General features: G+C 63.4%; 15 protein-coding genes. 13 read left to right on the forward strand and 2 right to left on the reverse strand.

Annotated elements, in window-relative coordinates; translation table 11 throughout:
• The first annotated feature begins 39 nt into the window (after window positions 1-39).
• The 4 genes from J7E22_RS02530 (at window position 40) to J7E22_RS02545 (ending at window position 2,385) form a co-directional block, all read left to right on the forward strand.
• A complete protein-coding gene (locus J7E22_RS02530; RefSeq protein ID WP_214978533.1) occupies window positions 40-942 on the forward strand; it encodes an Abi family protein in 903 nt (300 codons plus the stop codon).
• Window positions 943-1,137: 195 nt separating this feature from the next.
• Window positions 1,138-1,308 carry a DUF4236 domain-containing protein gene (locus tag J7E22_RS02535; RefSeq protein ID WP_214978535.1) on the forward strand — a complete coding sequence of 57 codons (171 nt, stop codon included), beginning with the start codon at window positions 1,138-1,140 and terminating at the stop codon, window positions 1,306-1,308.
• A 9-nt stretch (window positions 1,309-1,317) separates the two neighbouring features.
• Window positions 1,318-1,590, forward strand: a complete 273-nt coding sequence (locus J7E22_RS02540) for a hypothetical protein (protein ID WP_214978536.1) — start codon at window positions 1,318-1,320, stop codon at window positions 1,588-1,590.
• A gap of 330 nt (window positions 1,591-1,920) precedes the next feature.
• The gene (locus tag J7E22_RS02545; protein ID WP_214978538.1) at window positions 1,921-2,385 is read left to right on the forward strand and encodes a phage tail protein; all 465 of its coding nucleotides are present in this window, start codon (window positions 1,921-1,923) and stop codon (window positions 2,383-2,385) included.
• A gap of 19 nt (window positions 2,386-2,404) precedes the next feature.
• Here the strand turns inward: J7E22_RS02545 and J7E22_RS02550 are convergent, their stop codons facing one another.
• Window positions 2,405-3,022: a site-specific integrase gene (locus J7E22_RS02550; RefSeq protein ID WP_251008598.1), complete on the reverse strand. Its 618-nt coding sequence runs from the start codon at window positions 3,020-3,022 to the stop codon at window positions 2,405-2,407.
• 460 nt (window positions 3,023-3,482) lie between these two features.
• Window positions 3,483-4,070, reverse strand: a complete 588-nt coding sequence (locus J7E22_RS02555; RefSeq protein WP_214978540.1) for a helix-turn-helix domain-containing protein — start codon at window positions 4,068-4,070, stop codon at window positions 3,483-3,485.
• A gap of 92 nt (window positions 4,071-4,162) precedes the next feature.
• Between J7E22_RS02555 and J7E22_RS02560 the strand changes: the two genes are divergently transcribed.
• The 9 genes from J7E22_RS02560 to J7E22_RS02600 all read left to right on the forward strand — a co-directional run bounded on the left by J7E22_RS02560 (window position 4,163) and on the right by J7E22_RS02600 (window position 12,251).
• Complete coding sequence (locus J7E22_RS02560) at window positions 4,163-4,354, forward strand: AlpA family transcriptional regulator (RefSeq protein ID WP_251008599.1); 192 nt, start codon at window positions 4,163-4,165, stop codon at window positions 4,352-4,354.
• 422 nt (window positions 4,355-4,776) lie between these two features.
• A complete protein-coding gene (locus tag J7E22_RS02565) occupies window positions 4,777-5,127 on the forward strand; it encodes a hypothetical protein (RefSeq protein ID WP_214978542.1) in 351 nt (116 codons plus the stop codon).
• The gene (locus J7E22_RS02570; RefSeq protein ID WP_214978544.1) at window positions 5,127-5,354 is read left to right on the forward strand and encodes a hypothetical protein; all 228 of its coding nucleotides are present in this window, start codon (window positions 5,127-5,129) and stop codon (window positions 5,352-5,354) included. The genes J7E22_RS02565 and J7E22_RS02570 overlap by 1 nt, the downstream gene beginning before the upstream one ends.
• A gap of 175 nt (window positions 5,355-5,529) precedes the next feature.
• Complete coding sequence (locus J7E22_RS02575) at window positions 5,530-5,940, forward strand: hypothetical protein (protein ID WP_214978546.1); 411 nt, start codon at window positions 5,530-5,532, stop codon at window positions 5,938-5,940.
• Window positions 5,937-7,019: an AAA family ATPase gene (locus J7E22_RS02580; protein ID WP_214978548.1), complete on the forward strand. Its 1,083-nt coding sequence runs from the start codon at window positions 5,937-5,939 to the stop codon at window positions 7,017-7,019. Before J7E22_RS02575 ends, J7E22_RS02580 begins: the two co-directional genes overlap by 4 nt.
• Before the next feature lie 114 nt (window positions 7,020-7,133).
• Window positions 7,134-7,502: a hypothetical protein gene (locus tag J7E22_RS02585; protein ID WP_214978550.1), complete on the forward strand. Its 369-nt coding sequence runs from the start codon at window positions 7,134-7,136 to the stop codon at window positions 7,500-7,502.
• Window positions 7,502-7,900 carry a helix-turn-helix domain-containing protein gene (locus J7E22_RS02590; protein ID WP_214978552.1) on the forward strand — a complete coding sequence of 133 codons (399 nt, stop codon included), beginning with the start codon at window positions 7,502-7,504 and terminating at the stop codon, window positions 7,898-7,900. Before J7E22_RS02585 ends, J7E22_RS02590 begins: the two co-directional genes overlap by 1 nt.
• The gene (locus J7E22_RS02595) at window positions 7,897-8,502 is read left to right on the forward strand and encodes a hypothetical protein (RefSeq protein ID WP_214978554.1); all 606 of its coding nucleotides are present in this window, start codon (window positions 7,897-7,899) and stop codon (window positions 8,500-8,502) included. The genes J7E22_RS02590 and J7E22_RS02595 overlap by 4 nt, the downstream gene beginning before the upstream one ends.
• A 281-nt stretch (window positions 8,503-8,783) precedes the next feature.
• Window positions 8,784-12,251, forward strand: a complete 3,468-nt coding sequence (locus J7E22_RS02600) for a phage tail tape measure protein (RefSeq protein ID WP_214978556.1) — start codon at window positions 8,784-8,786, stop codon at window positions 12,249-12,251.
• Window positions 12,252-12,254 lie beyond the last annotated feature (3 nt).

Below are 12,254 nucleotides of genomic sequence, written 5' to 3' on the forward strand. Positions count from 1 at the left end.
TGCTCAAATGGGAGGGGCCTTTTCGTTTCGAGGTGCCCCGTGAAGCCGAGCCTGTCGTGGGATGAGCAAGTCGCCCTCATGGTCAGCCGGGGTCTCACCGTCGCGGATGAGTCGGACTGCGCGCGGTTCCTGGCGGGGTCGAACTACTACCGGTTTTCCGGCTACGCCAGGTACTTCCAGAGAGCCCCGCACCTCGGTGATGACGAATTCCGGTCGGACATCACCTTCGAGCAGATCCGCGCTGTCTACGACGCGGACGAAGCGCTGCGCATCGCCCTCGTCCGGCCGCTTGCCCAGGTCGAGCTCATGCTTCGTTCGCACGCCGCCCGAGCCATATCCGACGAGCACGGTGCGTACGTCCGCTACCTCGAAGAAGACTTCTACACCGACGTCGGGGACCGTGAGCCCACCGTCGAGTCATGTCTGCGCGACATCGACCGGAGTAGGGATCGCCACATCCTGCGCTACCGGCATGATGACGGCAAACGCGCACGATACAGCAAACTGCCGGTGTGGTCTGCTGTGGAGGCCTGGTCTTTCGGGACACTGTCGAAAGCTATCGAGCGAGGGAGCCACGGATCTCTCGCGGATTCCGTCGCGTCGAGCATCGGGATTGCCAAGGCAGGCTTCGCGTACCGCGTGAGGGCGCTCGTGTACCTCCGTAACCGCTGCGCCCACCACAGCCGGCTCTGGCACCACTCGATCATCGATGCGGGGCCCACGCCGAACAACGTGCGGGGCAAGGCCAAGAGACTCGTCGGTCAGTTCGGCCCTCGATCGGTGATCGACGTCATCGCGTCTCTCGATGACATGACGTTCCGGGGCGGAGTGGCCGATCCTTTGCTGCCGTGGCTGGTTGAGCGTCATGATCAGGACTCAGACTTCCGGCGAGGTCTGGCAACACCGGAGGGTCCGCGGGACCACTCGGCCGGAACAACGTGAGCCTGCGGAGGCATGTGGTTCCGTTGCTGACGGTGGTGGAGGTCGGCTTCAACAACTGACGGCCCCATGGAGACTGGGATCCAGCGGCTTTCAGGATGCTGCTGAACTCCGGCGCCGGCCACGTCGAGAACGTTCGCGCGCCCGGCCCCTCAACCGGGGGTGGGCGTTTTCGTCGTCCGAGTGGATGATGCACGCATGGGTCTCATCTTCCGCAGCCGGCGCAAGGTCGCTCCCGGCGTCACTGCAAACGTTTCGAAGCACGGCATGTCCCTCAGCGAGAAGGTCGGCCCTGTTACGTTGAACAGCCGCGGCCGAGTCACCGTCCGGCTCGGCAAGGGCCTCAGCTTCCGGTTCGGCCGTCGCTAGGCTTCGATCATGTACAACGGTTGGCGTAACGCCCTGCTCGCCATCTGGATCTGCCTCGCCGTCGCCGCGGCTGCACTGGCTGCGATCGGAATCATCATCGCGAGTCGTGCCCACGGCGACGTGGCCATGCTCACCGGCTCGAGCGCTCTCTTGGCAGGCGCGGGGATCTGCGCAAGCAGGGTGTTCTTCTTCCTGCTGCTGTGGATCGTCATCAGCGCGATCGTCCTCGAGCACGAGAAGACGAGGCGGGTGCTGCGCGGTCTGAGCTCGGGCCGGGACTGACGACCTCGTCCGCAGAACTCCCACAAGCGGGCGACCGCGCACGGCACTTCGCACCACGTCGATCCGGGGTGGATCGGCGGGCGCACAACCCGACGACCTGCGGCAACAAGCTGGCCAGGCTTCCGCTTCCTCCTCGGACAAAGCGATGCAAGCGGAAGCAGCCTCCGGCGAGGGTGCCATGGGCACGTTTCACGGCGAGCGAGCTGCAGACGACCCTCGAGCACCACCATTGCACTCGGGCCAAAGCGCACTGTCGGTGTGCCGAACACAACCCGGACCAGTACGGCCCCGCGCTAGGTTGGTCCGCAGCCCAGTGCCCCAGGAGGCCCCATGTCGTACCCCGTCGACTTCGTGAACGTGTCCACCGTCGGTCTCGAGTCGTCGCCGGTGGTCGAGGCCCTCGCCGGTCTGCGTGCCAACGAAGCCCGCTACTTCAAGAACAAGTACGACCACGTCTTCACGACGGAGCCCGCGTCCGAGGTGCCGGAGCTGGTCGAGTACGTCGCCCGGGTCCTGCAGGAGCGCGACATCGTGATCGCATCTCCAGCGCTCGAAGCGACGCAGTTCGAGGTCGGGGGTGTTCGCTGGACCTACGTGTTCTACGAATCCGGCCTGTCGATCAACGTGCTCTACGCGCTCGAGCCGGGCGGCAAGCGGGCTGTCGGCTTCAAGCTCTCCGACGGCATGGAGATCCCCACGGAGTTGGCGGAAAAGTTCAAGTTCGCGCGCCAGAAGTCGAAGCTCGCCGGGACCATCCGCGGCTCGTTCTTCGTCATCAAGGGCGAGTACCCCTGAGTTAGCGCGGATCGCGGGGTCAGTTGGCCCGATCAGTCCGCAGAGAGTCCGCAGAACGGTGCGACGAGCGCATGAGGTTCGCGGCCGCCGCTCGTGTGCGGTCCTCGGCGTCGGCCCACAGGTGGCTGTAGGTGCTCAGCGTTGTTGAGGCGTTCGCGTGCCCGAGCGCGCGCTGCACCGTGACGACGTCGGCTCCGTTCGCGATGAGGCCGGACGCGTAGTAGTGCCTCAGGTCGTGAGGGGTGAGGCCGGAGATGCCGGCGCGCTCGATCGTCTTGTTGAAGTGCCAGCTCAACGAGTCAGGGTTCGGTGGTCGACCAGGCATCAGCCAGCCTTCGTCACCGTGCACGCCGACGGTCGAGACGTGTGCCGACAGGAGCTCCACCAACTCATCGGGCAGGGGGACAGGCCGCTCGCTGCCGTGCTTCGGCGGCTTTACCACCAGCTTCCCCGGCTCGTTCTGCACCTGGCGCGTGACCTGCAGCGTCCGCTTGAGGAAGTGCACGTCGCCGACCTGCACGCCGGCCACCTCGCCGAGCCGTAGCCCGGCGAACGCAGCGAGCGCGACGAATGGCTTGAACCAGTCCTCCGCTGCGTCGAACAGGTCCCCGACCTGCTCCGGAGACGGAATCCTCATCGCCGCCTGCGCACGCCGCAGCCGGGGGAGTCGGACCCCCAGTGACGGATCTGACGAAAGAAGCCGATCCATGATCGCTGCTCGGAGCACAGTCCGGAGGTTGCCGATCCTGGTCCGGACTGTGCCCGGGGCGTATCGGGCCTCCATCGACTTCACCCACGACTCAACGTGTGATCGGCGGATTCGGCCGAGCTCGGTGTCGGCGAAGCTGCAGTCCTTCAGCATCGTGTCGAAGTTCGACCGTGTCGACGTCGCCCACAGCTGCCGGGCTGACCAGTCGTCGTAGTACGACCGCAGAGTCACCTTGGCCGTCTTCGGGTCCACGTAGGTCCCAGTGATGACCGACGACGCCACCTGATCAAGCCATGCCTGTCCGTCACGCTTCAGCTTGAAGTGCCTCGAGTGCTCTTTGCCTTCGTCGTCCCGGTAGCGGGCTCTCCAAGTGCCGTTCGGGCGCTGCCTAATGCTCGTCATCATCATCCTCGTCTAGTGCATCGACGACGCCGTCGGCGACGGCATGAAGCACGTTGCGCATCAGTTCCGCACCAGCCTTTGTTGTCAGGACGAGCTCCGGACCTTCAACCTCCGTGTTCGCACGCCACCGCGCGGCCACCCATCGCAGGTAGGAGTCCGCATCGCGCGGCTGATCGAAGCGCTCGTCCCGGGCAGCTTCGAGGACCCTCGGCTCGTTCTGCACCTGGTAGTGGATATCAGCGAGTGCGTGAGCAGCGGCGAGACCTGCTTCTTCGAACGCTTGGAGGGTGATGTCTACGAAGCGGCGCTGCCGCGCGAAGATCTGTTCCGGCGTTTGAGTGTCTTGTACCAGGTCGCTCAAGTCCAGGTTCAACACCTGCGCGATCGTCAGCGCCTCCGTCAACCGGACGGACCGGGTGCCCTTCTCGATGCGGGAGACAGCGGAAGCATCCACCGGCATCCCTGCTTCGGTGAGCAGCTCGGCGAAGGCGCGCTGGGAGATCTCGCGTGCTTGGCGTGATTCAAGGACCGCGCGACCAAAGAGCTGGTCCGCGGTCAGTTCGTCGTTGTCCACATGACAACGCTATTGCATAGAGCACAACTTCCGCTATGCTTGCTCTCACAGCCACAACGTTGCACAGACGCAACCGGAAGGATCTTCGAACGATGGAAGCACTGATCGTCCTCCTGACACTGGAGGAGACGGCCGAACGAATCCGCCGCTCACCAGCGGCGCTCCGCTACATGATCCACAGGGGCACAGCGCCTCGATCTGCACTCCTCGGGGGGCGTCGGTTCTTCAAGGAGGCCGATGTCAACGCGTGGGTCGAAGCGGCATTCGAGAAGGAGGCCTCCTGAACCTCCCAGATCGCGCGATCGACGACAGCCTCGCGCCCCCTGCCTACGGCGACCCAACCGGCGAAGAAGCCGTCAGGAACATCCTGATCGGGGCTGATTGGTCGCCACACGCCGACTGGAAGCTGGTCGGTCCCTGGCGTGACGACAAGCAGCCGATCTCGGTCCTGCTTGATCCACGCCTCGCTCTTGAACTGATGCGATTCCTCGGACGCCAAGCCGAGGTCAAGCACAGCAGAAGCGGTCGGAGCGTTCGCGCCCGGCTCAAGAAGAAGGCCCCAGGTGCGCCAACACCCGGGGCCGAGTCCAACAAGTAACCATCACGAAACCGAAGGACGAAGACATTGTCTCTCAACAACACGATCATCTCACGCCCTACTGACATCCCCGCAAGCGCCCCTTCGGGGGTCGACGTCGCGACCCGGGTGGGTACGCCAGCACTCCAAATCAAGGGATGGCACCACAAGCAGTGGAAGCACCCCGACCCGAACAACCTGTACAGGGTGATCACCGAGCACCGGACCTACGAGGACAATGCCGAGCAGGTCGTAGCGATGCCCGACGCCACGACTTGGGGGCACCTGACACCCACCGAGTACCAGCTCACGACCACTCCCGGCTTCCAGTGGGGCGACTTTCCCGAAGACCAGATCAGCAGCCGACCGAACGAATTCGTCATGACGTACGTCGGACTGTACAAGCTCGTTGGCTACTCGATGGACCCGTGGGAAGGCCTCATCACCGCGAAGTTCGAGCGGGTCGAAGGTGACGCCTGATGTCGGATGTCATCCAGCTCGTGAGCCTCGAGTACACCTCGCAGGGGATGGCCGAAGTTGTCATCGACGCTCAACCAAGCCAGTTCAGTGACGGATACGCCATCGTTCTGACGCCCTCGGATGCGCTTCGGCTTGCGCACGCGATCGTGGCCCGTGTGGTGGACCGCAAGGCGCAACCGCTAGCCATTCCGCTTCTCGCTCCGACGCTGCAGCAGGTGGCTGCCTGATGGGCGTGGTGAGGACGTCATCGGGGCACATCGAGGTTCTGAGCGAGGCGAGCGGCGTACAGGTCCACGCAAGTGGGGCGCTGACAACGCTGACGCCCGATGAGTCGCGCCGGCTTGCAATCTGCCTGCTCGAAGCCGCACAGGATGCCGAGCGACCGGAGCCGCCCGAGTGGCCGTGAGCCATTCCGGCACCAGGAAGCCCCCGACCCCTCAACAGAACGAGGGCGAGGGGGCTTTCTCGTACCCGGCTCAAATTCGACTCACGCCCCATGCCGAGCGCTATCTACATCAGCTTGCCACGGACCTTGCTGCCGGCTTCGTGGAGTTTGCGCAGCTCTCGCCAGCCCTGCGGGAGCTGCACGTGTTCGCGTTCGAGCAGGGCAGGGCATCGCTTCAGCCCGAACTCGACCACGCGAACGCGGAGGCGGACCGTCTGTACGCCGAGCTCGTTCGACGTCCACCTTCCCGCGATCAGGACTCACTCAACGCCTCGCTTGAGGCGCTCAAGCATCGCGGCGCTGAAGCCGCAGCCAAACGAGCGGCTGAGATCCGCGCCCAGATCTACTCCGGACAGGAGACCAAATGACCGTACCCAACAGCAGATTCGATGCCCGGTGGCTCGAAACTCAGAAGTTCCCGCCCGTGCAGTACGTCGTTCCCGAACTCATTCCCGAGGGACTGACCTTGCTCGTTGCTGCGCCGAAAATCGGCAAGTCGTGGATGGTGCTTGGTCTGAGCATCGCCGTCAGCCTCGGTGACAAGGCATTCGGATCGATCCCAACCGGATCGCCCCGCCCCGTGCTCTACCTTGCACTCGAGGATGGGCAGCGCCGCCTGCAGCAGCGCATGCGCTCGCTAGCGCCGGAGTTCTGGTCCCCGCTACTTCAGTTCCAAGTCGACCTCGAGCAAGACATCGTTACCACCGTCGCGAACTACTTCCAGTCGCACCAGGACGCGGTGGTCGTCCTCGACACGCTCGGAAAGGTGCTTCCCAGCACCGGGAGCACGCAGACGCAGTACGCGGCCGACTACCAGTTCATGGGAGCACTCAAGAAGGCGTGTGACGCCGTTCCAGGGTCAAGCCTGATTGTGGTGCACCACACGAGAAAGGCTGGTGGCGAGGACTTCCTGGACGCCGTGAGTGGCACCCAGGGCATCGCGGGCGCAGCGGACACGATCTGTGTGCTCCGACGTGATCGGAAGGATCAGGGCGCAACCCTGCAGGTCACCTCCCGGGACGCTCGCGAGGGCGAGTACGGCATGACGCTCGCCGACAACGGGGCTTGGTCCATCATCGGTCGGTCGCTGAAGGATGCTGCTGCGTCTGCCCAGCTGTCACGGACCACCGCAGGGCTAAGCGACCGAATGACGGAAGTGATCGAGCTCGTGTCCGCTCACCCAGATGGCGTTCGAGCAGCCGACGTCGCTGCGCAGCTTTCTATGGACGAGAAGATGGCCGGCACTTACTTGGGGCGTGCCTTCGATCAGGGTCGCTTGGCTAAGCCGACACGAGGGCTCTACACCCCCCTTGGAAGTGTGGAAAGTGTGGGAACAGAGTCTCATTCCCACGCTCTCAACACTTTCCACACGCCCCTAGGGGCGTTGGAAGTGGGTGCGGCATTAACCCGATCACCGTCGCCTGCCCTGACTGCTCAGCCGCAGTAGTCATCGACATCAGCGGCCCCGGCATCGCGCACGTGACCCTCGAACACGACGACACGTGCCCGCGGCTCAATCACCCAGCCTTCGGGCTCACACACGGAATGTGACAGACACGACATGGACACCACCACCTGGGCGGAAGACTTCGCCAACCAGCTCGAGCACGCGTGGCACAACCAAGCGTTCGACGAGGGTACGCACGCTGACCGAATCATCGATGCGGTCGCCGGGTTCATCATGGCGGTTGAACTCGCAGCAGCCACCACCAACGACGAGATCCTGGACGTTGTGAGTACGCACCTAGCGGTGACCGCTGGCCCCGATGGGGATCACGACACCACCGATCTCCTTCATGCGGCGATCCTCAACCTGGCCGTCACGTTCCTGAAACCAGCACTCGACGTGCTGCAAGGAAATGAGTACGACGTTCGCGGTGTCGCGCAGAAGATGAAGGAAGTCATCCTCGCATTCAACGAGGACCGCTGATGAGTTACCTGCTGGGGGATGACGGACCAGTTGCCGTCATCCCCGGCAGGGTTGCGCGCCTAATCGAGCGCGTATTCCCTGACATCAAAGACCTGCGAATTGCCGCACGCGGAAGTGACTACTCGACATACCAGGCGCTCGACGCGCTTCACCGTGCGGCTCTTGCTTGGAGAACTACCGCAACCGGAAAAGCTCAAGAACCCGAGCGGGAAAGTGCGAGACGATCTTTGTGGATGAGCAGCACGCAAGCGGCCGCTTACCTTCACATCGGTGAACGAGCAATCCGGGTTGCATGCGCACAACAGCGCATCCCCGCAGAGAAAGTCGACGGACGTTGGCGCATATCTGTCATCGACCTTGAGAACTACAAAGCAGCCCACGAACAGGAGCGGCCATGACCACGGAACAGCAGACCCAGGCGGACACTATCCGCAACAAGTACAACGCAGACATGAACAACATCCGCGGTAATCGCACCCTCAGCGGCGATGGTAAGCGCGCTGCCATCGCGAAACTGTACGTCGACACCTCTGCCAGCCTCGACGCTCTCGCGGACGAGCAGACCGGCAACGGAGCCGCACGCGCAGCAACCCTCGAGCGCACGGTGTTCGGCCTTCCGGTCAACGCACCAACGGCCGACGTCGTGTCTTACCGCGACGCACTCGATCGGGTCAGCAGCATTGAGCCCACCAACCCACGTGCCGGCGAGCTGCTTACCTCGATGTACAAGACCGCGAAGCTGAGCGGTGACAGCATCCTTGGCAAGGCCATCCTCCTTGCAGCATTCGACAACCGAAACGTGGATCTCATCAACGAGTACATTGAGGACAATCCCTCGTTGGACGCGGCGATCAGTGAGCTATGGGATGTGCGGTTCGCCAACCGAGTCGACCCGACTGCCATGTGGATCTTCCACCTGCCGAAGCCCGATGAGTTCGCCAATCTTGACGACGTATCCATCCGAGCAATCGCGGCCAGCAAGAGCACCGCGACGGCCTGACGGGCACACCGAAACCCCTGGCAGGAGGGGTCCCGTCCGGATCGCTGCCGGACCTCCGGGGCGTGGACCCTTCTCTCCCCACTCGAAAAAAGGCCGGGTTCGGCCGATGAAGTAGCAACGTAGCCCGCCGGGAACACCCGGGCGTGAACGAGAGATCGTGCATGCCCGGGTAGGTGGGCTGCTTGGCGTGCCTGATTTCTCCTTAGCCAAGGAGAAGAGTTTTGGCCGATAGAACAGTACGAGTAACAATCCGCGCGATCACCGCGGACTACATGGCTGGCATGGAGAAGGTCCGTAAGGCTACTGAGCAGACGTCGACTGCGGCGCAGAAGCTCGAGAAGCAGGGCCAAGCGTTCGAGAAGGTCGGCGCTGGGATCACCACAGTCGGCCTCGCTGCGGCTGCTGCTGTCGCTATCGCGGTGAAGTCGTTCGCTGACTTCGACGCGCAGATGTCTCAGGTGCAGTCCCTCTCGCACGCTACGGCGTCTGAGATGGACACGCTGCGGAACGCAGCTCTGACGATGGGTCAGGGCATCGGGTTCTCGGCGACTCAGGTGGCTGAGGCTGAAACGGAGCTCGTCAAGGCGGGTATCGGCGTCAAGGACATCATGGGTGGCGCACTGAAGGGTGCGCTCGACCTTGCTGCTGCTGGCCAGATCGACGTAGCTCAGGCGACGGAGATCGCTGCGACGGCGATGACGCAGTTCGGCCTGTCGGGTAAGGACATCCCGCACGTTGCTGACCTGCTGGCGGCGGGTGCGGACAAGTCTCTTGGTGGCGTTAAGGAGCTCGGCGATGCGCTGAAGCAGTCCGGTCTGGTGGCGGCGCAGTTCGGCCTGTCGGTGGATCAGACGGTGGGTACGCTCGCTGAGTTCGCATCTGCCGGCCTGATGGGTTCCGATGCTGGTACGTCGCTGAAGCAGATGTTCCTGCAGTTGGCTACGCCGTCGAAGCAGGCTGCTGAGGCGATGAAGCAGTACCACATCAGTGCGTACGACGCGAAGGGCGACTTTGTTGGTATCGCTGGCCTTGCTGGCGAGCTGCAGTCCGGGTTTAAGGGTGTGGATGCGGCGTCTCGTGATGCTGCTCTGGGTATCATCTTCGGTTCTGACGCGATCCGTGCGGCGAACATTCTGTACAAGGATGGCGCGAGCGGGAACGAGAAGTGGATCTCGTCTGTCGATGCTGCCGGGTTCGCGGCTCAGCAGGCGGCTGGCAAGACGGACAACCTAAACGGTGACGTCAAGAAGCTCGGTGCGGCGCTGCAGACGGATCTGATCAAGTCTGGTTCCGCGTCGAACGACGTCCTTCGTTCGGTGACGCAGAACGTCACCTCGCTTGCGAAGGCGTTCGGAGACGCACCGTCCGGGGTGCAGGCGACTGCACTCGGCCTGACTGCTGTCGTTGCGGCCACTGCTCTTGCTGGTGGCGGCTTCCTGTCGATCGTTCCGAAGATCGCTGCGGCTCGCTTGGCGATGCAGCAGATGCAGCTCTCGGCAGGCAAGCTCGTGAAGGGCTTTGCTGCTGGCGGCGCAATCGCTCTCGGGCTCTATGCAGTGACCGCAGCTGTCGCGGGGCTTGGGAAGGAAGCGCAGCTGACGGATACGCAGATCGCGAAGCTGAACGCATCGATGACTGCTTCGAACAAGAAGTCGTTGGACCAGCAGTTCACTGGCGGCGGCGGCATGTTCGACATGATCGGCACGAAGGTCACGAACGCCAAGCAGGCTCTCGACAGTCTCACCGAGGGCATGGGGCCGGTGAACGTTGCTGCGGGGAAGATGTTCGACAACGTGGCCCAGACAGGCATGTCTGACACGGCGACCCGGTTCGCTGCCCAGTTCAAGCAGATGGGTACGGTGCTCTCCACAACCGCGGAGAGTGACATCGGTTCTGCGACGAAGGGCTTCAGCCGTCTAGTCGCGGAGATGGGTGGCGGCCGTGACACTGCGAAGCGGCTGCTTGACCAGATGGACCCGTACAAGGCGCAGCTGACCGAGCTGGCCGGCGCTCAGGGCAAGACCCTCTCCGAAACGGAGCTCCTGAACTTGGCGCAGGGTAAGGGGAAGCTTGCCGCTCAGCTCGCGGCGGAGTCGACGCAGAAGCAGAAGGAACAGCTGGCACAGTTGTCGGGTGTCGCTGCGCAGGCGAGTGAGGATATCAGTGCCCTCGCGGATAGCATCCGCAGTTTCGGTTCGACGCAGCTTTCGGTGGAGCAGACTGAATCTGATTTCCAGGCTGCGATCGATGACGCGACTCAGGCACTGAAGGACAATGGCGTTCAGATCGACAAGAACACAGGCTCTATCGACCTGAACTCCGAAAAGGGCCGCGCGAACGCTGCAGCCCTCCGTCAGATCGCCTCGGATGGTATTGCTGCGACTGCTGCTATTGCAGAGAACGGTGGCACGCAGGCTGATGCTGCAGCGAAGATGCAGAACACGCGGGATGCGTACATCCAGGCTGCTCAGACGTTCGGTCTGACCAAGGATCAGGCGTCAAAGATGGCGGACCAGCTGCGGCTGATCCCTGCGAATGTCAAGACGCTGTTTTCCGGACTCGTCGGGGGGCAGACCTACAGCTACGTGCTCGGCGCGCGCAACCCCGAGACGAACACAGTCGGAGCGAGCACATCCGTGTCCATTCAGGTGGACTCGGGGACCACGTGGGGACCGGGGAGCATCGAAGTGCTCGCCGTACCCTCTGCGCCGATCAACGGCACGGCGCTCTACACACGGTTCGACAGCACTCACCTGTCGAAGTGGACTGCTGCGCGCGCAGCAGTCGCTGCTGGAACTGGGAACTGCAAGGTGCTCGTCATCGGCGACTCCACCGCGTTCGGATACCCCTCAGGGAGTCTGCAGCAGTCCTGGTCCCACAAGGTCGCGCAACGCCTCGTCACGCGTGGCCTGGCCGCACAGGATGGTGGAACTACCCCCGGCCTCAGTGCTGGCGACAACCCCCGCTACACGGCAGGAACAGGATGGCCGTCTGGAATCCTCTACGGCTTCGGCGCGCAGGGATGGCAGTACAACAGTCCTGCGGGTGCTCTGCAGTACGCGGACCCCTTCATCACTGCTGACACGTTCGACGTCTACTTCGTGCGCGGCAGCGGCGCGACCAGCATCACCCTGCAGATCGATAGCGAAACCGCGTCCACGTTCGACACGACGGGTACGACGTCGATCGGGAAGATCAGCATCGCGAGCACGACTGCATCGACGGCACACACTCTGAAGATCACCGCAGTCGGGACGGGCGCGATCCTGTTCGTCGAACCGTGGCTGTCGACCAGCAAGCGCATCCGGGTCGCGAACGCGGGCGCTCCGTCAACGAACTCGCTCACCTGGGCGAACGGCGTCGGCATCTTCAGCGCGGCGATGATTCAGGCGTACCAACCCAACCTCGTCATCTGCCTGCTCGGCGCGAACGACGCTGTCGGCGGCTACACCGCGAAGAGCGTCGTCCAGAACATCGGCGTGCTTGCAGCTGCCGCAGCATCGGCCGGCGCTGACTTCATCGACATGTCATCCGTCCCCTGCCAGATCCTGTCCGAAGCGGCCCTGCAGCAGCAGTACGCGATCCGCACCCGATACGCCACCTCCTACCCGTTCATCGACATGAACCAGGAAGCGGGCACGTGGGTGAACTGGAACAGCCTCGGCTACATGGGCGACCTGCGACACCCCAACGAGGCGGGGATGGAGCGGATCGCGACGCTCGTTGAGGCCGGCCTTGCACTGGTGTAGCTA

The sequence above is a fragment of the Curtobacterium sp. ISL-83 genome (assembly GCF_018613895.1).
In the GTDB taxonomy this organism is placed as follows: Bacteria; Actinomycetota; Actinomycetes; order Actinomycetales; family Microbacteriaceae; genus Curtobacterium.